The organism is Bacillus sp. WMMC1349 (genome assembly GCF_013155385.1).
In the GTDB taxonomy this organism is placed as follows: Bacteria; Bacillota; Bacilli; order Bacillales; family Bacillaceae; genus Bacillus.
In genome coordinates, this window is the sequence record NZ_JABJUQ010000007.1 from 2549991 (window position 1) to 2570353 (window position 20363).

The following is a 20363-nucleotide window of genomic DNA, read 5'->3' on the forward strand; positions in this document are numbered from 1 at the left end:
TTCATATCTATACCATAATCCCAAAGATACAATCTTCAATTATGGCATCGAACTTGTAATGAATTGAATAACGATAGTAACAAGAACTAAAAATATCATGAAACAACTTGAATACATTAACAGTTTGCCTACTAATTCTTCTTTACTTATTAATTTAGAGCAGATAAAACCTAAAATAATAGAAACCAGCCAAATGAGTATCCCTATTGTAGAAAATAAGTAAGCTGAATTTTTTACCCATAAAAATAAAATTACAGAATGAAATAGCATGATAAATAAATTGATATATTTCAAAATGACACGCCCCACAAACTTATTAACTTCGATTAGGAACCATTGCTTGCTTCCTTTTTTTACATGTAATTGTTATCATTTCATCTCAGATCTTTTTATCTGTATCACTTTAAATAGCAACAAACTCATGTGGATAAAAAGCTTTTTGAAGATAAGATTCAAACAGGTTTTTCTAATCATAATTTAACAAGATAAGGTGATATACAATGTATTATTCTATAGATATTTTAAATAAAAGTAAAATAAATTACGACTGGAAAACAATATATATAGGTTTAGAGATTGGTATAATTGAGAATAGTGAGGTAACTAATTATGCTGTTGAATTTTTATCTATTCATCAAGAATGTGATAATCCGTTAGTAATAGATCTTGCATGTGGACATCATGATGATATTGAGTATCAGACAACACTTAAGAATATATTAAAAGACTTATATGGTGAAAGCGTATTAATTGACTCTAGTAATTGGAAATACGAAAAAAGAAAATGGAGAATTGCTATTCTAGTCCATTTAAAAGAAATGCACCAAAATGAACCTAAAGAATTATTAAATAGAATTGCTATGGTTTATGCTGACTTTGGTTACCAAAGATATGGAAAGGTTTATTCATTATATGCCTCCTAAAGATGGCTATAACTCATTGCTGTACTCTAAAGAAGAGAATATAGATAGACTACTTCGCTTTTTTAATGAGTTTCTAAATGATGAACAACGATAATTTGACACTATCGTTTACTGTTTTTTCCTTTATCAATTTTAATGCTGGTATTTTGCTGACTTTCAACTAAATAAATGAGAAGTTTAACTGTGTCAAAAAAACTCACATGATCGACTATCTTATCAAAAAAGCTTCAGATTAACTGATTGAATATATTGTTACACATTTATGGTGAAAAAGTAAAAGATAGATGAACAGGAATGAAATACCTGAATTACCTATCCCTTTCCTGTCCGCCAATTACCTCATATACCTTAAACAACACAACCGTTAGTTTCAACAACTTTCTTGAAATTTGGATCCGTAATTGTTTAAAAAACTTCTAATCAATAAGAAATTTCCTTCATTATCAATCAACATAAAACATCTTTTAATATATGGAGTTCTCCCAAAACTATCAAATATAAAAAAATATTTAAGAAGTACGAACTAATAATTTCTTACATTCCTGCATTATTACTTCTTCCATAACTCTTCTGTCTTAATCACTCTATAATCTTTATTCTGAACCGTATATCTCATGGTAGGATTATTGGGATACGAAGCATTTCCACTGAAGCTCGTAATTTCTACGTTTTTATCATTTTTAATAAATTGTTCATAGCTTCCACCAGCCCCACCGATATTTGTAAAGTGTAATGTTATTGTATCATTGGAAGTTCCTTCCTTGACTAAACTCCACAAATCTCTTCGATAATTTTCCCATACAATTTCTTTTGAAACTTCATTATCAGAATTCTTAAAAGTGTTCTCCCAAAAGTTAATTGCTTCCTCCATGCTTCCCCATGCATTTTGTTGAAAAGTAAATTCAATAAGCTGTCCATCCGGTACCGTACCATCAGCTAAGTATTTGTTGTAAGCCTCACCTTCAACAGTTATGCCTTCAAGACTGCTGCCCTTTTCTTTTAACAACAAGGCATGTTTCTTGCCTTCATTATTTTTTATCGTCACAACAATATACCCATTGCGATCTTTATCTTCAGCGATCACATAAGAGAAATGATACACGTAATTCACTACTAATTGTCCTCTTTTAAAGTACCATGTGCTACTTACCCCATCCTCTTTCCCTGTTCCCGTCCAAACACCCTTGACGTACTCACTCGCCTTTGACAATGTTGAACTTTCGGATTGTGATATCATTTCTCTCTCCTTTTCCATTTTTTGTTTGGTGCTTTCTGTGGAAGTTTTGGCAGATTCATCAGTCGTATTTCCGCATCCAGAAAGGACTGCCGCAAAAAGAAATACTAAACCAACTATCATATTTTTCATTTTTATTAACTCCCTTTGCTGTATCTTTTAATGATTTGATCTATCAACTAATATTATATATCATGTTTTATACAATGTTTACCTAATCGTATAGTATTTAAAGAGCAGGTTGTCGGTTATGGGCCTATTTTTTCAAAACGCTAATCTATCTTAAATCATAACAATTTCGCTCCATTCGGGCATCTACATATGTAGTATTTGGATGAAGACTTGTTTAATCTTTTTCTAAACGTTTTTTCTTAAAAAAATTCATTAGTGTTCCATATTGAGATGTTTTTCGCGGGGAGCTCTCTTCTGACATCACTACTTGTATACTTGGAAAAGGAGCAAAGGCTTATATGGTACAGTAAAACACAAGAATGCGAGCTGTCACTGTGTAGAATATGTTTGGGTGTTAAATATCAGAGCGAACAAGTGGTCAAAATGAAACACATTATCAGGATAGATTCTCTACGTTCAAAATCGATTGATCTAGCACATTAAATAACTATTTATTTACCATTATTTAGAAGCGATCACAACGAAGAACGAATGGTAACTATAGCTAATGCACAAATAAAAAATTTCTAAAGATGAAAAGAGCGGAGCATTGAAAATAACCTATTATGCTATACTAACCATATGGAAATCAAAATGCGAGACTCCTGCAAGGAACGAGCTTCGAGGAGGCTCGGGAAATTGAGAAAATTCCCTCGATTTTCATTCATGTACACTACTACTTTCAGAACACCTCTATCGTATGAGCATTTTGTTTACAGAGAAATAAAAATCTTGTAAAGTGAGGGATGCACTTGACCAGTTTTGTTCAAAATACTGTGAAGGGCTTAAAGAGTATAATAGATCGAAATGGGGCAATCAAGTGTCTTAGGGCTAGGGGAAAATTACAGAAAACCTTATTATATTCTCAGATAACGGAGCCTCCCAAAGTGACATACAAGCTTTTGAATCGCAACATCATATATCTTATATCAGTTTTTTAACTCTACATAATGGAGCCAGAATTTTCGATTTTCTTATAGATGGAGAAAATATTGGTGGAGGACTCCATTTATTCAACCTAAAAGAAATTGACAATCAGCTAAAAGATGTCGAATTTTATAAAGATTTCAACGGGATTCCAATTGGACATTTATTGGAAGAGTGCTACTTAATGATCGATAGGGACAGACTCAATGCTGGAGATCCCAACTACCTGTATTTACTTGAGGACGGCCTAGAGTATGAGCCACTAAATTTGAATTTTGAGATATTTTTAGATCGGTATATTATGTGTCATGGGGAGCCATTTTGGGATTGAAAATACTACACAGCTGAAAATTATTATCGGACATGATTTAGGCAGCGACTTTAGCGAACTGAACCTTAAATTAAACGATTTTCAAGGAAATTTTCCACCAATATGAAAGTTTCTTCAGCTGGACTGAACGTTGCAGACAGCTTTATTAAGTTTTGCCATTCAACATTATATCAGCGTTCCAACGAAAATCCGCTAGTTGCAGCCAGAAACTGCAATCCAATCTCTTGTGCCAGTTAACCATCAAAAACTTTGATTCAAAACTAGTTTATGTTTTAAAAAACCTTGAAAGGCTATAAAGCCAATCAAGACCTCTAAACTTTTTCAAATGGCTAGTAAAATATTCACACCTATATTATTCACTAATAATTCGGATAGTGATGGTGCAATTTTTACTGCCTCTTTAATATCCAAATCTCCGAACCTGTTATAGTATATCCCAAAACCATCTTTACCCTGTAGATAGATTAATGCACCACCTCCTTCGTCATCACCAATTGCGAGGGAATTCGGAAGATATTTCTGCACTTCATAAGCTTCATTCATTTCTATGCACCCAGCTGCTCCCCAAATACGAATATACATTTGTTCACTAACATTAAATTCAATCTCTGAAGCTAACTGAATGATTTCTATATATTCTATAGGTACATCTATTGCTGAAAAATCTTGGAGAGCATTAATTTCTTCTTCTCTCGAAGGAGATTGTCTGGCCTCAATTGTGTACACACTACTGATTTTATTTAGTATATTTATTAATATCAATCCTTTCACCAACATCGAATAATTGAGAACATCTTATATCGACAGTTTAAAGCTACTAAACCAAACAAGTTGTAGGTGTTGGGCGATGAAAATGGCTTTACAACGCTAGAAGGAGTGTTAAAAAAGTGAGTATAATAGACGATTTTGATCATGATTATATTGAATCTAGTAGATATCGGTAAAATATGTAATTAAAAGTTCTTCTCTCTCTTTATCGGTCATGAGATTTAGGAAAAATGCATTCCAATAAAAGAAAACATAAAGTTAATCCTAATGATAATATAAAGTTGTCACTACTTCCAATAGAACACATAATGCCAACTATATAAATAAATAAAAACTTAAATACAGAGGCAAATATAAATTTGAAAAAGTTGTCTCCTATTAGGTGTCTCCCAACAGCCACAAAAATGTTATCAATAGTAAAAGCATAAACAACCATACATACACTCATCATCACAATCTGATTTAATCCTATTTTTAAATCAAAGAAGCTTCCAAGCACATTTGCTGATCCTGTTGCAAATAAGATGATCCCCATGATGATTGCAGTTGGAATTAGTGATAAAACCAAAGCTGCTATTATTGTAGATAATAAAAATTTTTCATTTGTATTTTTTTCTTCAGCTTCTTTCCTTTCTCCTCTGTATATAAAAATAAAAAAGACGACGAGAAACAAAGCATAAATTGCTAACGTCATAACAGGTAGATTCAATATACATCTCTCCCATTACCTATTAAAATATAATAAGCTGTCCGTAAACAAAATTGGTGTTAATTCAATTACTATAAGAAATTCCAAAAAAGAAAACATATAAATCTAGACACTGGTTTATTTTGTGAATGTTTTATTTCATTACTTCTCTTGTTTAGAGGCTGCATCATAAACAATCCGTTTTAAATCTCTCCATATTTAGGTAAAGGTTTTTGATTATTCATAGTAATAAGACTTAGTCCACTCATATTCCTTACCGTTGTCGGTACACCATTTAACAAATCCATTAGATGATTCATTTTTAAATCCTATCCAATCATTCAATAAATTCTTATAATATGTTAGGTCATCGTATATACCCTTTTTATACTGCTCATTCACCATTCTATTATTAAGACTTTCAATTTTATCAATGAAATCCTTATCCTCTTCTATATCACCTAGATATAAATCTTCTGAAATATGATGAAAGGAATACCAAAGATAATAGAAATATAAATCAATCAGCTCTAATATGGCTTTTTGTTCGCTATTTCCACCTTTTTCAATTGCCAATTTTAAGTAATCTGCTTTTTGCTCAGTATTTAAAAAAAGACCGTACCATCTATATGGTCTTGAATCATTATGGTTTGAAATCATCCAATCATCTAGTAGAGGTTTCAATATTTTCTCCTCTAACGGGTGTACAAGAACATGATGTATATTTTCAGAGATTTCAAATAGACCGAAAAGCCAAGATCCAAATTGTTGCTGTTCTTCTGTATTCCATTTATTTACTTCTTCGATAAATGAATTTAATGATTTAAAAGATTCTTTACGCAGTCCTTTTTCTTTTAATAGACAAAAATTTTTAAATAACGGATACTCATTTAAGCGTTCACTTTCAATTATATTTATTAACACATTTTTCAAAATTCTCCACCCTCTTATCTTCCTTGAATCTTAATCGTAAACACCTTGTCATGTTCAGCCTTAAAAGAGGAACTTTGTTATAAGTATATTTTTTTCGCCCGGTGTATTGAATTTTTAAATGTTGCTATTAATGCGATGATTCGAAAAGCATACTTTATTGTATCAATCCAATTTGCAATCAATGTTAAATAAAAATTGATATCGTTCCCCATCCCTAGAAGTAAAACAGCAAACCATTACTCCCTAGAACTCTGTTTTCCTTATAATAACATAAAAAAACAAAGCAATCTCTTACACTCGATCTTTTTGAAACCTTTCCATTACTTATCATATAGATCATCTCTAAAACTGTCTTTTCTTTTAATGAACATTTTAACATCAAATTCATGTGTTTCTCTCTTTACCAGAATTGCGTTCTTGATACAGCCGAAATACGAATATTTTCTCATTCCTTATATTCAAGGCCATCATCAGAAAAAATAACAGTTCTATACGACTATTCCAGTTTCTTTACTTCTTTCTTGTGATCAATCTGTATATTCCTTATTTGGAGTCTGATAAAGATTTCCTTGAAGGATAAAGAAGATTTACAGAAGCTAAGCTGAACAATGCACTAAACGCCTATAAAACGACGAAAGGCATGCAAGTCCTGAAAATGACGGAAATGGACACTTACGACCTTTACGCTTCAAACTACTTTAGGGAAACCTTCACAGGTAAAGATATGTTTAGTGAGAAAGTCTCAGCGAAAAAACAAACCCTCAATTTTATTGATGCTACATTAAGTGTGCTCGGAGCAAAACAGCAGCCAGGATAAAAACTGTAGCCAAACCAAGTCAGAGCAGGATCCATCTCATCTGATGTGAGTCTGTAATCGGGGGATAGCGTGATGTCAATCGGCATGTTTTTCGTCATCTTCTTCGTTAATTTTTTATAAAACCGTAGCAATTCGTTCGCTTACGCTCACTCTTGCAGATGTTATTAATCGTGATATATATCTTTTAATAAAGAATATCCGCGCGAATGTATATGAGCGCTATTATTTAATGAGTATAGATAATGAATATAGTAAATGAGTATAGTTCGTCTATCGTTTGAGTAAGGGACGGGTTCACCTCATAAACCCCTGGATTCATTTTCAAATTCATTCGGTATCGGAAGTAGCACGTACAAGTTCGATAATTGCCCTCTTTCTTTACTCCTTCTTTCACTAAAGCGGGAGAACAATATTTAAACAAAAAATTAAAAGGTAATGGTCATAAAATACATAAAGCAAAATATGGAAAAAGAGTTGTTGATGTGTATGTTATAAAAACAAATTGGGCACATGAATCCAAAGTAAGTTATGCAACAAAAACAAAATTCATAAAAAAACAAATAGATAAAGATGTTTGGCTAAAGAGAGTTGACGGCGTTGAATGGCACTTTTTTAAAAGCGCTAAAACCGGTAAAATAGGAGCAAGTAAACCAATTCTAAATTATTTGAAAAAGAATAAAATACATAAATAACTTCCTAGGAGGTAAGTAAATGGATTATCCTTTGACAGCACCACCATTTAAAATGAAAGACTTTGAAGAGATGACAAAAAAAGAGGCAAATGAATTCTTTGATTGGTTCATTGAGGAAATCCCATCTCGAATTGAGGTTTTGAAGGAGCAAACAGAACATAAGATTAAGCTAGATTATTCCAAAGAATCTCTCATTGACTTGTTTACTTGGTACTTATCTCAAATTACAGTTTATGAGCTGTCTGAAGAAGAAATTCAAGCGAACCTAGACGATTTATGTCAATACCCTGATTTTGTTTACGAATCTGAAAAAGAACGTTTATTGAAAAATCCAGTAGAGCTGAAAAAAGAAAACTATACGTTAGCAATGGATATCGCTATATATTATGGAGAGGTCATTATAAAAAATTTTCCACAAATTCAATGGACATTCTTCACGAAACCTAAGTCACAGTCTGATCTAAATGAACCAATTCTTTGTTTTGAAGAAAAAGGAGAAGATAACTGGTTCGAAAGAAATCCGAGAAGCTTAATGAAAATTCTCATTCAAGAAATCAAAAGAAATGAGGCAACAAACACATCTTTGTACGAAACTTTTTTAATGGATGCTGAAGATATTCTTGGTGAAAATGAGTAGTTTGAAAGAGTGATCCCAAATTGGGGTTACTGTTTTTTGTTGTCTTTTAGAAGTATCTTACAAGAAAATAGAATACGATGGTTCATTCGCAATTTTAGACGCTTCAGCCGTTGTCTCCGTAAGTTCTGGCACGTTCCTCCCGCGTGGTCATTGTCGACTGGTCAATCGGCAAAATGACAATAATATTGGCGCCGTGACCGCCGTTAATCTTCCGTGTTGTTGCGATCTTTTTGATAATCGAGAGTGATGCGAGTTTGTTTACAACACGCCGAGCAGTTTTGACGGACTTTCCGATGAGCTTCGCTAGAGTGTCCGCTTTTAGATGCGCTGCTCCAGCGAACTTGACCGCATAACGAGCAATCGTTTTGAGTGTTAAGCGATCAGTGTCATTAAGTTCGTATGTATTGCGTTGATATTTTCGTAGACAGCCGTGTTGAGTTCAACCGTTGAGTCGAACGTTTGGTGTTCCGATAAATAATGCATATCGATTCCGCCTACCGTAATTCACGTTTAACGTAATTACAATTACACTAAACGAATTGCCATTTACGGTTTTCGTAATTTTTTCTTTATCGTATACTACGGTTATAAAAAGTCGAAAGGGGGGACACGAATACGTCTTCGTCTAAAAGAGTTGCTCGAGGAGCACGGATACGAACAGAAAGATATCGCAGAGGAATTACAGTTATCGATGCGAGCAGTAAGTGAATTATGCTCAGGTAAAACGAAGAGATACCCGAAGGAAACACTTGAGAAGATTATTGATAAATTTAATATCACTGATATGAATGAATTATTTGAAGTTCGAAAAGAGTAGAAGTTTTAAAAAAGGCCATGTTTTAAATAGATATGGAGGATATATGTAATGATAAGACATAATTTAAAGATAGAAAATATTCCAGCAATTTTGTGGGGGGACACATCAGATAAGTTATTTATAGTTGTGCATGGTAATATGTCAAATAAGGCAGATGAATCGATTATTGTATTTGCAGAAGAAGCAACAGCAGTAGGTTATCAAGTTCTTAGTTTTGATTTGCCTCAACATGGTGAACGTAAAGATGATACTTATCTTTGTAAAGTTCAAAACTGTGTTCAAGACCTTAATAAAATTATGACATATGCAAAATCGTTATCAAATAATATAAGCATTTTTGCTTGTAGCATGGGAGCATATTTCAGCCTATTAGAATATTGTCATGAGCCATTGAATCAGTGTTTGTTTCTCTCTCCTGTGGTAAATATGGAACGTATAATAAATAATATGATGACATGGTTTAACGTAAGTGAAAGTAGACTAAAAATAGAGAAAGAAATTTCCACACCTATTGGACAAACTCTCTATTGGGATTACTACTGTTATGTGAAAGAACATCCTATTATTGCTTGGAATAATCCGACTTCAATTCTCTATGGTTCAGGAGATAACCTGTGTGAGTTTGACATTGTATCTGAATTTGCTAAACGTTTTAAATGTGATTTGCAAGTAATAGAGAATGGAGAACATTATTTCCATACTCAGGAACAATTGCAATATCTCAGACAATGGCTAAAAAACCATATATACGTTAAATGATAATAGAAAATGGTTTAATAGAAAACAAATGGCTTTCCACTCCGTCGCTTACGCTCCTACGTGTCCACGGATATTATTAAGACCTTTATCGCGATACAATTATTTATACAATATTCATGCTTGCGTTTCTCGGGACGGAGTGAAACGTAGTTCCCGCTAGTCTTCGACTTCAGAAGACTAAGAAGTGATCACGGACTAAAAATCGCTGTATCCCTTGTGACTGTGAGCGCCAACCCTATTTTTTATTGTACGAAGAAAGTCGTGTTTTTTGCCGATTTGTACGAATAAGATCGCATTCATTCTCAATTATGTTTTCATAATTGAGAATATAGCGTTAATTCATCGATCCTTTTCTGACTTTTTACGTATTATTATTCATAAAAAACGTATATTTATTCATTGTTAGAACGAAGAAACAGACGCTAATTATTCGTCAGCGTCTTTAACTAAATCGATAAGCTCCCGGATATCAGTTATATTTAACGCGGTTGCAATCCGCCCAAGATGATCGAGTTGTACCCGTTCTCTATGGCCGCGATACATTTCGCTAATAGCAGACGGTCGTATTCCGGTTAGCTCCGCTAGTTCCTTCTGCGTCATATTTTTTCTATCTAGCAGCTCGGCTAGTTTTAACTTAACGATCATTGTCTGCACCTCCCTTCTATTATTATAACGTAAAAACGATATTTCTCCAAATAACCTATTGACGTTATAACGTATATACGGTATAATATAATTAACGAAAGGAGGTGAACGTAATTGATTGACATAGTCATGAAGCTTTCGGCAATCACCGCATCTCGGCTCGTTATTATCAAGATCTCCCTTGAACTACGAAAGATGCGAAAAGAAACCGAAAGCAAAGAGCGACGGCTTCCGACCAAGAAACACTGTCGCCGCACATAACCAAGAGGGGCACAAGCCCCTTGTCAATCAATTATAACACGAATGAAACGAATTCATACAACGGAAATTTTGTTAGTCGTCATCATGCTCGTCTGGATTGCGAATATGAACTTCGGCCGGCTGTCCGTTCTGGACTACGTCGGCCTCGGTACAACGCTTGTTTTAGGCGTACTTCTATTTTTAAAATCGAGGGGGAAACGATAATGAGGCTTTATATTAAACGTTTGTGGTCCGGTACACCAACGCTAACGCCGCAGCAGACAGAGCATATACTCGATATCTATGAGCGCCCGTTCACACCATTCGAAGACGGAGGGCGAGCATATCGGATCGGCTTTAATACGGCACTTACTTGTTTCGGCTATTTAATTGCGGATAAAGACACTGAATCTTAAACGAAATCAGACGTTTTTCAGCCGCCGATACCTAGTATATCGTAGCAGGATTCCGGCGGCTCCTACGCTTTAATTTCGTGTGAAAAATGAGGATCAACAAAATCAGATCGACAATGTACAGGTCGGCTAAAATTTAAATAATTCAGAGCAGTCCTCTATACAAGGGTATGGCGATGTCTCATCTGAATATAAATAGGATCAACAATAAAAGGCAGTTTTGTTTGAATCTTGACATTGATAACTGCTTGTTTTTATGCAAAAATTGGTTTTAATTGCACCACCAATGATATAATTGGAATTGGGAAAGCTTTAAGAAAGGAGAGGTTATTTTGAAGAAGATTATTGACAATAGAGGGGAAGAGCATGAGTGGAAGCTTATACTTGCAACAATTTGTTCTTTTATTACTTTTAAAAAAATCCCGAAACTGGAACGATATAAAAACAAATTAAAAGGTACATTTACACCTTATTAGAAAATGGAACTGTTCGAAATAATAACTCAACTGCTGATATTTCAGCGTTTGTTAAACGCAAAAAGGGTGTTCAATAGTCAAAAATTGACTTACTGGACAGTCCCGTTTTTTTTTATTTACAAATTAAATCTGAAATCATTTTCGGGCCACTTTTTCCATATCGAGAACAATAAGCACTTATCCCCTTATCTTTTAAAAAATTTGCTAATTCAGCTCTACCTAAGTTAAATAATGCTCTTATTGCAAGACCTATAAGAATTGCGGGAAGAGCATTAGGAGTGACTTCATACTCACCATCCGTAACAATAATCTCTTGTTTTACAGCCGCACTATCCATTTCAGTACTTGCACTAGATGTTATTGGGGACAGAACTAAAAGCATTACAATTAGCGCCAGCAAAAATTTGGTTATTCTAACCATCTAAATCCCTCCTTATTTTATGACACACTTAATATAATTCTTCCTTTTTTGACAAGTACCTTTTTTTGTGTAAATTTAGTGGTTATTTGGATTATAAATACACTCGATAAAGTTATTCCTAAACTTTGGTATTACCAAATTATTAATTTAATGTAAACGTAGTAAGAAAGGTACAATTGGAAAAAGGATTCCCCATCAAAAAAGCCCTTCTCATTAGAGTTGGGCTTCATTGATCATATGGCCGGTATTTTTTCCGACCGGCTTCTAATTCTTTTTTCTGTGCTTCCACATGCCTCAAGAGAAATAAAGCCACAGAACCGATCTTCTTTACAGGCTTCAGCTTATCGGAAGTCACTAAAGCACTTAAACGCTGCCTTGTGACTCCGAGTAATTCACAAACTTCAACCGAAGTCAAAACTTCTTCTTGAATAAACTTAATTTTTTCGTTTTCTGTCATGTCTCTTCTCGCTCCAAATCATAATTAAGCCTTTTAGTAATATGACGATTACAGCCAGATATAAAATGATGCTTGTGATCATACCAAAAGTTCCGGCTTTTTGTTTCGCCTTCGTCTTAGGCCCGTAAATATCATCCGCAGCTAGTCTATGCATAAGCTGGAACCGTCTAACCGCATCTTTTGTTTTAGGACCATAATAACCATCAATCCAGTTATTCTTCGCTCCTTTGTGCTGCCAGTGCTACTTGAATCTGCCGGACAGCTACCCCTTTTCGTCCCAATCACGACCTCTTCACGTTAAACAGTGCAAGCAACGTCTTATCCGGCACCTTCGCCTGTCGATAAAACACGTTAGGATTAAACGTAAATCTCTCCGGCTCACTACCGACCTTAATGCGTGCAACAACGAATTCTCTATCGAATTTCAACATTTTGTAAGTTGTTGAATGTTGCGGTTGTTTTATAGGCAGTTAGTGCTTTGTCTGCGGTTGAGATAGCTTTTCCGGCTTTATATGCACCATATACGCCCTTCGCTCCTTTAGCGGCACGCCCAGCCCACCCGACAACTGGAATAAATCCAGCTGCGGCGCGTTGCCCGGCTGTCAGCTTTTCACCTGTAACCGGATCAACGCCGTCCTTCGCTCTCTTATAATCATAATACCCACTGGCTTCCCCGACAAATGTTTTTGTTCCATCCAAGGCTTTTCGTTGATCGGCTCTTTCAATTAAAGTACTGGCTTCAAAGACTTTAGCTGAACTGTCTAACTCATTGTTTTTCTTTTTCTTGTCTGCCATCACATTAAAAAGCACTAATGAATGCAAGGAAAGCGATAAAGGAATTTAATTATTTAGAACCCACGCAAGCCAAACGCTCCAAGTGCCGATAAAGCATGGTTAAGACTTTGCTGTTTTTGTTCAGCAGAAACTTTATTCCCAAACACATCTCGGCTCGCCCAAGCGTATCTGGCGTTACTTCAATCGCAGCTGCCAGTTCCTTTTTATTAAACCATCGAATACGTTTCGGATTGTTCTCGAATGGATTCGCACACAAAGCGTTTGTTTCGTAATGGACGAACGGTAGCATTCGATAAATCAGACCGATGTCTGTCGCTTTGACTTCGCCGCGTAAACCTTTACTGAGTTCTGACTTCCCGCAGTATTTAAACACCCCAATCTGCATATCAGCTAGTGCGATCCAACTGTCTACAATCTCAGCCTGTCCTCTAAAAAACTACTTTGGCTTATTAGAAAGCCATTGCAATTAAATTATTAAATAGGAGGAAAATGTATGAAGAATAAAAAGAAAATTGTTTCAGTTGTTCTGAGCGCTACACTTCTTACTTCTTTCTTTGGAACATCAGGTGCATTAGCATCTGGGAAGACAATGCCAGATAGACCCGTTCCTGTAAAAACGGTTGTTCATAAGAAAATGCAATACCCCATTGTTGCTCAAACTCAAACTATTCCTGTGAGAAATGTACCTATAAAAACAATTGCTAATGTCAATGGGAAGTTCCAGACCCAAGGAGCGGTTTCATGGACTTATAGAATTGTGAAAAATGCTTTGAGACATGGTGGATGGCTTCTTTCTCAGGTATTAAGACCTTTATCTCCGAGAGTTGCCGCATGGGTTAGGAAAAATTCTGCGAAAATTGCTAAAATAATGGACAAGGGTGAGAAATGGTCTGAAAATCAATTTTATAGAGCATTCAGAGCAATGGGTGCTCCACCTGATATTGCAAGGGCGTTAGCAAAATTCATCATTTCATTACTTTAATAAGATTAAAATTTTAAGAGAGTGCTATTGAGTATTCTTCTCATGGCACTCTTTCTAGTGGAGGTTAAGCATGACTATCTTTACAGTTTTATCACTCTCTATATTGTTTTGTTTAGTTGTTGCGTGTCTAATTTTTATGATACTCATAAAGAAAGAAATTATAGACAATCCCCCCAATGCAATAGCTCCCATAATATTGATTTCACTCATAGGGTTTTGTCTATTTCTTGCTATATTTATACCAAGCTTCATTATTTATTTCGTATCACTAGGAGTCAACCGTTTTATAGGTGATTATGTTCTTTATAACACTCGATCTGAATTATACATATTTTCTTTGATAACAAGCATGTTAGCATTTGTTTATATGATCATTTTTATGTTCGTTGTTAAAGGTCTTTCAATCCTTCTAAAACTGTCTAAATGGTTGGAATATATATTAGAATTTATGTTTGCTTGGATTGCGGTATATGTCTCCATAAAATATGTAACAAATAGCGATTTTAGCAACGTGTCTATATTTCAAGAGGGAGAACTTCTTCTGTCCTTCTTTATTACATTTTTATTCTCAGGGTGTGATATTCTTTTTTCTAGTCTAGATGATATATCAAAAGAAAAGTCAGGATAGACACAGTCTTTAGACTGTGTCTTGTTAAAGAAGGAAGATCATTGATTAAGTGCTAGTTCTCCACTTCCTCGAACCAAAATCACCCTACTTGTAAATAATAAAACACCCAAAACAAGTTGGGTACCTCGGCTAATTAATCATTTAGTGAATCATCATCTAACCAAACAGAAACAATTCCATCATCTTCATCAGTTTCTGAATCCTCCTTAATAAACAAACTTTGAATAAAGTCATTAAATGTATTGGCTATTAAAAAGGTATCTTTAATTCCGTTTGTTAGTTTTAGTTTGAAATACCTTTTCATGTTCTTCTCCAGTTTTCTTTGTAAACCATATCGGATTATTTATAAATAAGTATAGAGAGTGTCACCTTGAAGATCTTTCGGAAATTCTGTCTAGCACCCAACTTGCTTTGAAGTATCGGTTAGAAAAATACGCTTTATATATGATTTAATCTTCTTCCCAATTGTCTATTGCTTCTTGAAAACTATCTTTCAAATATTCATTAAAACTATCAAATCTTTTAACTTCTTTTTTACTTGTATCATCCCACCTTATGACATTATGACCATCTTCAGTATCAAGACAGTAAACAAACTCATCCACATTTTCAATGACTAAGTATTTTTTAGGTAAACCAAATCTTCTAAACCGTTCTGTCTCATCTACTACGGAAGCATATCCATCCTTTTCCACGCCTAAAACATCAACTCCACAAATCCCACCAGACCCAAATGTTTTAACAAATTCCTTATACTCACAAGGGAATTTACACCTCAACTTCCTTTCAGATAAACTAATCTCTTCATTTGTCACATTTCCAAAAAAATCTCCTTTTTCTTCATATGCATTTATCATTTTTAAAATTTGATTATCCATGTAATTGCCACCTCAATCTAAATTTTTTGATCTCCAAATCCAATATTTTTTTCTAAAATTATTGTATTGTTTATCTAATATTTCATCGTTTCTAAAGCTGTCTCCATCTTCTATAAACCCATGTAAAATCTTTTTGTATTCATCGTGTGTAGTGGCTACAATTTCAACCATATTTCCCGATTCCTTTTGAATTAAATGATGAAGTTCAATTTGCGACTCTATTCCGTTTTTGTCAACTGCAAAAGGTGCCCGACCTTTTGCTTTAGGCGTTTTGGGCGTATAAGACCAATCTACATCGTTTTTCTGATAAACTGATGTTAGTCTAATAATTGGACACAGAGAATAGAGATTTTTATACTGAAACTAATAATTTTTAGGAGTGTCCAAAATGAACGGAAAAAGATACGATAAAGACTTTAAAATCTATGCTGTTAAGATGGTTGTGGAAGATGGAAGAAAGGTAGCTGAAGTTGCACGAGAGCTAGATTTAGTTCATCAAACTTTGCATAAGTGGGTGGATAAGTATAAGGAAGAGCAGGAGGATGCCTTTGTAGGAAGTGGGAATCTTAATCCCAAGGATCAAGCTAATTATGAAAAGGATAAACGTATTCGTGACTTGGAAGAGGAGGTTTCCATTTTAAAAAAGGCTATGGGCATCTTCGCAAAAAACCAGAAGTAATTTATGACTTCATCGAAAAACACCGACACGAGTTCCGTGTAGCGAAGATGTGCGAAGTATTAGGTGTTTGGAAAAGTGGTTATTATGACTGGAGGAATCGAGATAAGAGTGAGCAGAAAAAGCGTAGAGAAAAGCTAACAGCCGAAGTGAAGCGTGTTTATATGGAGTCCAAGAGAAGGTATGGTAGCCCTAAAATCACTGAACAATTAAAACAAGAGGGTTGGGATGTATCTCAAAAGACTGTTACTCGTATCATGAGCGAGAATGACTTGCGGTCTAAAACGGTGAAAAAGTACAAGGCGACGACAAATTCTAAGCATTCTTATCCTATTTATCCGAATGTATTGAAGCAAAACTTCCACGTAGACAAGCCTGGAGCTGTTTGGGTTGGTGATATAACCTATGTATGGACAAGAGAAGGTTGGTTGTATTTAGCTACGATCATGGACTTATTTTCAAGGAGAATCATCGGTTGGGAAATGAGTAGACGTATGACGAAGGAATTGACCATTACAGCTTTGAAACGGGCGATAAACCAGCAGCCACCACAGAAAGGGCTTATTCACCATTCCGATCGAGGTAGTCAATACGCAGCGTATGACTATCAAGCAGTTCTAAGAGACTATAAGATTACGACAAGTATGAGCAGAAAAGGTAACTGTTACGATAATGCGTGTATTGAATCTTTTCACAGTGTGATCAAGAAGGAGCTCATATTCCATCAGAAGTATCAAACACGAGCAGAAGCAAAAAGAAGCATATTTGCCTATATCATGACCTTTTACAACTACAAACGTATTCATTCATCTATTGGTTATTTATCACCGATAGCTTATGAGAAAAAGTATGCGCAAAAGTGAATGCAACTGATAGAGTAGAAGTTTAGTTACCTCTTAATAGAAGGAATGGGAGAATGCCGTTCCTTCTATTAAGAGGACAGCAAGCGAAGCGCGGTAGCCTTGACAATAATTTAATATTTTAAGTGTCCAATATCTTGACATAGGTCCAAATGTCTAAAGAGCAGAAGAAAACATTTGACGAAGTTTTACAAGAACAGGTAAAGATATATGGAGTGGAAGGTGAAGAGAAAGAGGTATTTGAACAAGGACTTATAGATTTTTTTGATAAGGACTCAGAAACTTACAATGATTTAAATGCTTCTCAGAAAAATTTAGAAGAAGCTGTTGAAGAGGAAGCTAACAAATCTGCATTTGGAAAGAGTATATTATCTTACTCTTTTGGTATGAAAAAAGCAAATGCATTTAATCTTAAAGGAAAAGTAAAAATCGGTGTTAAATTCGCTGGTGCACTATTGAACATTGCTATTGGTGTCGCTATAGGTGGTGGGGTTAGTGCAATCCAATCATTTATTATTAATAAAGGAAAGAAGGAAGCACAGAAAATATTTACCAAAACAGTGACGAGCCGTTTAAAAGCTTGGGGTGCTAAAAAGCTAGCATTTGTTATAGGCACTGCCGTACTTATTGCATTAGATTATTTAAATGTTGGTGGACAAATTGCTAAACAGATTGACAAGAGAGACAGAAAACCTAATAATGGTTGGATAGAAATCTATTAAAGGTGCTGGATCATGAAAAAACTTTTAAAGTTTATCACGATAATGACTATAGGACCGATTTTTCTTTATTATTATAATATGTTTATGCCTAAAAATTTTCTATATTTTGTTGTAGGCATTCCTATTGTTTTTCTAGGTTATGAATTGATTTCAAAGCTCTTTGATTTCAAAAAAGATAAAAGTGATGACCGATAATTTCTTAGAAATTCGATTGATTTTAAAAAGAATCACAACTAATTTTAAGGAGGCTGGGACATAACTAGCTTCAAATAGTGAGAAGGTGAATTTGAGCGTACTCAAATTCACCTTTCTCTATTCTTGCGTGCATATTTTTCTATTGTCTTCGTTGTTGGCAGCGAATTTTCTTAAATTCACTGCCATTAACGCGAGGCCCATTTCGGTTTCTACCTTCGATTTTCCTCGTACAGAAAATCGAGTAAAATGCAAACTAGCCTTCAAAAATCCAAAAACTGGTTCCATATCGATTTTGCGTTTTCGATAGATGGCTCTCGTTTTCTCTTCTGAAAGCTTCACTCTTACATATTCTTTTTGCTATTTCCATTTTTCATTTACCATTAGTTTTCGATTATTGCCCTTTCTTGCTTTTGTACATGATAAACGGAAGGGGCATCCCAAACAGTCTTCACACTCGTAGATTTTGAAATTCCGTTGGAAGCCTGTACGGTCACTGCGGCAGAATGATATTGAAATTCAAGACGTTTCTGATTTGGACAAGTATATGTATCTGTCTCCTCATCATACTGCCAGTTATCGGGATTAAATTTGTTTTGTTTATACTTTTTCTTTTGTTCCTTCAAATACATGTTATACGTAATAAGTGCTTCTCGATTTCTGTTCGCAAGGATATCATGAAAATTTTGTTCACTACCATAACCTGCATCTGCAACAAGGTGTTTCGGTAACTCGAAATAATGCTGTTCGATCTCATCTAGAAATGGAATTAACGTACGTGTATCTGTTGGGTTTGAAAATAAACTATAGGCAAGCGAGTATTGACCTTCCGTTGCGATTTGTACATTGTAACCAGCTTTCAATTGTCCATTTTGCATATAATCATCTTTCATTCTCATAAATGTTGCATCTGGATCTGTTTTTGAATAGCTATTACGTGTACCAAAGATTTCAAAGTCTTGTTGGTATTTCTGTTTTCGCAAAACTAAATCAGTCAGCTGTTTACGGACTTGTTTTGGGTACTTGCGTTCACTTCTTAAGACTTTTCGTTCTGTAGTGTCTGATGATGCTTCAATTTCTTGACCATACTTAGTTACGACATCATCCACTTTTTGAACCAATTGAGTGAGTTCTTCCAATGATAACTGTTCATCGTCTTCACGTTCAATTTTAGGTATGATGCAATGGCTGGATAAATATGCGAATGACTCAGACTCACTTAGCCATGATACTCGTCGAGATTACATTCAAGTTATGGAAACCCGTGTCCTTCCAAAGTATGGACACATGAAATTATTTGAAATTAAAACGATTCATATTCTCGATTACCTTAGTGACCTAAAAAAACCAGAAGGGGCCCGATTAGATGGAAAGTCTGGTTCCCTTTCAACATCTAGAATATCTAATTGTTATAAAGCCTTTAATAATGTATTGCAACGGGCAGTTGAATGGAAATTTATAAAAGAAAATCCAGCTGCCGCAGTTGTCCCTCCCAAAGTCAAAAGTAAAAAAACTGACGTTTATTCCAAAGATGAGATTGCTTATATATTTAAACGGCTAAATGATTATTCTTTTATATGGCAAGTCATGATCCCTCTTGCATTCGTCACAGGGGCTCGTGAAGGTGAATTAGCAGCTTTAGAGGAGAGACACATTAATTTAGAAAAACCGTCCATATATATTGAACAGGCTATTGTAGAAGTGAAAGGAAAAGGTGTTGTTATTGCCTCAACTAAAAATGAACGAACACGGCATATTTCAATACCAAAAGACGTAGCCACTTTACTTAAAAAATTAATTCACATCAGGAAACAAGAGAAATTTCAAGCAGGCTCACAGTGGGAATGGGGAGATCATTTATTTCTTTTCGGAAATGAAGTTGGCAAACCAATTCGCCCAGATTCAATTAGCCAGTGGTGGAGACGTTTCACTCAAAAAAAGAAAATTACGCATATTCGATTTCATTCTCTTAGACATAGCTCTGCTACTCATTTGATAAATGAAGGAGTACATGCAAAAGTAATCCAAGAAAGATTAGGGCATACAAAGATGGACACCACGATGTCGATATATGCTCATGTAATAGAAGAGGCTGACCAAAAATCAGCCAAACATTTTGACGATTTTTTCAAAAGCCAAACAGCGGGTGGAAACTCAAAAAATTAAATCCGCTCCCAATTCGCTCCCAAAACTCATATTTAAGCCAAAAAACGAACAGAATCTCAATAAAATATAAAAGCCCCAAACCCTTGTCTGTCAAGTGGTTTGAGGCTTTTATGCT

At 34.9% G+C, this 20363-nt stretch carries 28 protein-coding genes and 3 pseudogenes; 15 read left to right on the forward strand and 16 right to left on the reverse strand.

The window, feature by feature from the left end:
* The first annotated feature begins 500 nt into the window (after positions 1-500).
* Both HOO54_RS15390 and HOO54_RS25395 read left to right on the forward strand, forming a co-directional pair.
* A complete protein-coding gene (locus HOO54_RS15390; RefSeq protein WP_253907690.1) occupies positions 501-923 on the forward strand; it encodes a DUF2247 family protein in 423 nt (140 codons plus the stop codon).
* Positions 913-1017 (forward strand): DUF2247 family protein, encoded by a 105-nt coding sequence (locus HOO54_RS25395; RefSeq protein ID WP_253907691.1) that lies wholly within the window; start codon positions 913-915, stop codon positions 1015-1017. The genes HOO54_RS15390 and HOO54_RS25395 overlap by 11 nt, the downstream gene beginning before the upstream one ends.
* 456 nt (positions 1018-1473) lie before the next feature.
* Here the strand turns inward: HOO54_RS25395 and HOO54_RS15395 are convergent, their stop codons facing one another.
* A complete protein-coding gene (locus HOO54_RS15395) occupies positions 1474-2289 on the reverse strand; it encodes a hypothetical protein (protein ID WP_172296793.1) in 816 nt (271 codons plus the stop codon).
* A gap of 785 nt (positions 2290-3074) precedes the next feature.
* Between HOO54_RS15395 and HOO54_RS15400 the strand changes: the two are divergent.
* Positions 3075-3586 (forward strand): annotated as a pseudogene (locus HOO54_RS15400) (SMI1/KNR4 family protein).
* 321 nt (positions 3587-3907) lie between these two features.
* On the opposite strand, the gene HOO54_RS15405 reads toward HOO54_RS15400, so the two are convergent.
* The 3 genes from HOO54_RS15405 to HOO54_RS15415 all read right to left on the reverse strand — a co-directional run bounded on the left by HOO54_RS15405 (position 3908) and on the right by HOO54_RS15415 (position 5966).
* Positions 3908-4339: an SMI1/KNR4 family protein gene (locus HOO54_RS15405; RefSeq protein WP_172299613.1), complete on the reverse strand. Its 432-nt coding sequence runs from the start codon at positions 4337-4339 to the stop codon at positions 3908-3910.
* A 220-nt stretch (positions 4340-4559) separates the two neighbouring features.
* Positions 4560-5063 carry a hypothetical protein gene (locus HOO54_RS15410; protein WP_172296795.1) on the reverse strand — a complete coding sequence of 168 codons (504 nt, stop codon included), beginning with the start codon at positions 5061-5063 and terminating at the stop codon, positions 4560-4562.
* Positions 5064-5279: 216 nt separating this feature from the next.
* Complete coding sequence (locus HOO54_RS15415) at positions 5280-5966, reverse strand: hypothetical protein (RefSeq protein ID WP_309244910.1); 687 nt, start codon at positions 5964-5966, stop codon at positions 5280-5282.
* A gap of 649 nt (positions 5967-6615) precedes the next feature.
* Between HOO54_RS15415 and HOO54_RS15420 the strand changes: the two genes are divergently transcribed.
* The 3 genes from HOO54_RS15420 to HOO54_RS15430 all read left to right on the forward strand — a co-directional run bounded on the left by HOO54_RS15420 (position 6616) and on the right by HOO54_RS15430 (position 8121).
* A complete protein-coding gene (locus tag HOO54_RS15420) occupies positions 6616-6792 on the forward strand; it encodes a hypothetical protein (protein ID WP_172296799.1) in 177 nt (58 codons plus the stop codon).
* Positions 6793-7157: 365 nt separating this feature from the next.
* Positions 7158-7484 carry a hypothetical protein gene (locus tag HOO54_RS15425; RefSeq protein WP_172296801.1) on the forward strand — a complete coding sequence of 109 codons (327 nt, stop codon included), beginning with the start codon at positions 7158-7160 and terminating at the stop codon, positions 7482-7484.
* Between the two features lie 19 nt (positions 7485-7503).
* The gene (locus HOO54_RS15430; protein WP_172296803.1) at positions 7504-8121 is read left to right on the forward strand and encodes a hypothetical protein; all 618 of its coding nucleotides are present in this window, start codon (positions 7504-7506) and stop codon (positions 8119-8121) included.
* 103 nt (positions 8122-8224) lie between these two features.
* Here the strand turns inward: HOO54_RS15430 and HOO54_RS24390 are convergent, their stop codons facing one another.
* Entirely contained in the window at positions 8225-8482 is a 258-nt protein-coding gene (locus HOO54_RS24390; protein WP_309244911.1) for a helix-turn-helix domain-containing protein, read from the reverse strand.
* 273 nt (positions 8483-8755) lie between these two features.
* Between HOO54_RS24390 and HOO54_RS15440 the strand changes: the two genes are divergently transcribed.
* Both HOO54_RS15440 and HOO54_RS15445 read left to right on the forward strand, forming a co-directional pair.
* Complete coding sequence (locus tag HOO54_RS15440; RefSeq protein ID WP_216664786.1) at positions 8756-8938, forward strand: helix-turn-helix domain-containing protein; 183 nt, start codon at positions 8756-8758, stop codon at positions 8936-8938.
* A 48-nt stretch (positions 8939-8986) separates the two neighbouring features.
* Positions 8987-9697: an alpha/beta hydrolase gene (locus HOO54_RS15445; RefSeq protein ID WP_172296805.1), complete on the forward strand. Its 711-nt coding sequence runs from the start codon at positions 8987-8989 to the stop codon at positions 9695-9697.
* 426 nt (positions 9698-10123) lie between these two features.
* On the opposite strand, the gene HOO54_RS15450 is transcribed toward HOO54_RS15445, so the two are convergent.
* The gene (locus tag HOO54_RS15450; protein ID WP_172296807.1) at positions 10124-10342 is read right to left on the reverse strand and encodes a helix-turn-helix domain-containing protein; all 219 of its coding nucleotides are present in this window, start codon (positions 10340-10342) and stop codon (positions 10124-10126) included.
* Between the two features lie 114 nt (positions 10343-10456).
* Between HOO54_RS15450 and HOO54_RS15455 the strand changes: the two genes are divergently transcribed.
* The 3 genes from HOO54_RS15455 to HOO54_RS15465 all read left to right on the forward strand — a co-directional run bounded on the left by HOO54_RS15455 (position 10457) and on the right by HOO54_RS15465 (position 11471).
* Positions 10457-10603 (forward strand): hypothetical protein, encoded by a 147-nt coding sequence (locus tag HOO54_RS15455; RefSeq protein WP_172296809.1) that lies wholly within the window; start codon positions 10457-10459, stop codon positions 10601-10603.
* Positions 10604-10806: 203 nt separating this feature from the next.
* Complete coding sequence (locus HOO54_RS15460; RefSeq protein ID WP_172296811.1) at positions 10807-10998, forward strand: hypothetical protein; 192 nt, start codon at positions 10807-10809, stop codon at positions 10996-10998.
* Positions 10999-11327: 329 nt separating this feature from the next.
* On the forward strand, positions 11328-11471 hold the full coding sequence (locus HOO54_RS15465; RefSeq protein WP_172296813.1) for a hypothetical protein: 144 nt from the start codon (positions 11328-11330) through the stop codon (positions 11469-11471).
* 112 nt (positions 11472-11583) lie between these two features.
* On the opposite strand, the gene HOO54_RS15470 is transcribed toward HOO54_RS15465, so the two are convergent.
* From HOO54_RS15470 to HOO54_RS15490, 5 genes and pseudogenes are all read right to left on the reverse strand, one after another.
* Positions 11584-11892, reverse strand: coding sequence for a hypothetical protein (locus tag HOO54_RS15470; RefSeq protein WP_172296815.1), 309 nt, complete (start codon positions 11890-11892; stop codon positions 11584-11586).
* A gap of 226 nt (positions 11893-12118) precedes the next feature.
* A complete protein-coding gene (locus HOO54_RS15475; protein WP_172296817.1) occupies positions 12119-12349 on the reverse strand; it encodes a helix-turn-helix domain-containing protein in 231 nt (76 codons plus the stop codon).
* A 94-nt stretch (positions 12350-12443) separates the two neighbouring features.
* Positions 12444-12578: pseudogene (locus HOO54_RS24395) on the reverse strand (peptidoglycan-binding domain-containing protein); the annotation flags it as partial.
* A 185-nt stretch (positions 12579-12763) separates the two neighbouring features.
* Complete coding sequence (locus HOO54_RS15485; RefSeq protein WP_375335810.1) at positions 12764-13144, reverse strand: pre-toxin TG domain-containing protein; 381 nt, start codon at positions 13142-13144, stop codon at positions 12764-12766.
* Between the two features lie 49 nt (positions 13145-13193).
* The gene (locus HOO54_RS15490; RefSeq protein ID WP_172292303.1) at positions 13194-13529 is read right to left on the reverse strand and encodes a hypothetical protein; all 336 of its coding nucleotides are present in this window, start codon (positions 13527-13529) and stop codon (positions 13194-13196) included.
* A gap of 108 nt (positions 13530-13637) precedes the next feature.
* Here HOO54_RS15490 and HOO54_RS15495 point away from each other — a divergent pair, with 108 nt between their 5' ends.
* Positions 13638-14126 (forward strand): hypothetical protein, encoded by a 489-nt coding sequence (locus tag HOO54_RS15495; RefSeq protein WP_172296819.1) that lies wholly within the window; start codon positions 13638-13640, stop codon positions 14124-14126.
* A gap of 761 nt (positions 14127-14887) precedes the next feature.
* Here HOO54_RS15495 and HOO54_RS15500 read toward each other — a convergent pair.
* The 3 genes from HOO54_RS15500 to HOO54_RS15510 all read right to left on the reverse strand — a co-directional run bounded on the left by HOO54_RS15500 (position 14888) and on the right by HOO54_RS15510 (position 15971).
* The gene (locus HOO54_RS15500) at positions 14888-15058 is read right to left on the reverse strand and encodes a hypothetical protein (protein ID WP_216664787.1); all 171 of its coding nucleotides are present in this window, start codon (positions 15056-15058) and stop codon (positions 14888-14890) included.
* A 145-nt stretch (positions 15059-15203) separates the two neighbouring features.
* Positions 15204-15632: an SMI1/KNR4 family protein gene (locus HOO54_RS15505; RefSeq protein ID WP_172296821.1), complete on the reverse strand. Its 429-nt coding sequence runs from the start codon at positions 15630-15632 to the stop codon at positions 15204-15206.
* Between the two features lie 12 nt (positions 15633-15644).
* Positions 15645-15971, reverse strand: a complete 327-nt coding sequence (locus HOO54_RS15510) for an HNH/ENDO VII family nuclease (protein ID WP_172299617.1) — start codon at positions 15969-15971, stop codon at positions 15645-15647.
* 49 nt (positions 15972-16020) lie between these two features.
* Between HOO54_RS15510 and HOO54_RS15515 the strand changes: the two genes are divergently transcribed.
* A protein-coding gene (locus HOO54_RS15515) for an IS3 family transposase (RefSeq protein ID WP_172292672.1) occupies positions 16021-17171 on the forward strand; the annotation gives its coding sequence in 2 pieces (ribosomal slippage) (positions 16021-16282 and positions 16282-17171; 1152 coding nt in all).
* Between the two features lie 149 nt (positions 17172-17320).
* Positions 17321-17890, forward strand: coding sequence for a hypothetical protein (locus HOO54_RS24400; RefSeq protein ID WP_253907693.1), 570 nt, complete (start codon positions 17321-17323; stop codon positions 17888-17890).
* A 312-nt stretch (positions 17891-18202) separates the two neighbouring features.
* On the opposite strand, the pseudogene HOO54_RS25200 reads toward HOO54_RS24400, so the two are convergent.
* Positions 18203-18526: pseudogene (locus HOO54_RS25200) on the reverse strand (transposase).
* Positions 18466-19203 (reverse strand): transposase, encoded by a 738-nt coding sequence (locus tag HOO54_RS15525; protein ID WP_375335811.1) that lies wholly within the window; start codon positions 19201-19203, stop codon positions 18466-18468. The pseudogene HOO54_RS25200 and the gene HOO54_RS15525 overlap by 61 nt, the downstream one beginning before the upstream one ends.
* 166 nt (positions 19204-19369) lie before the next feature.
* Between HOO54_RS15525 and HOO54_RS15530 the strand changes: the two genes are divergently transcribed.
* Positions 19370-20248 carry a tyrosine-type recombinase/integrase gene (locus HOO54_RS15530; RefSeq protein WP_172296823.1) on the forward strand — a complete coding sequence of 293 codons (879 nt, stop codon included), beginning with the start codon at positions 19370-19372 and terminating at the stop codon, positions 20246-20248.
* The last annotated feature ends 115 nt before the right edge of the window (positions 20249-20363 follow it).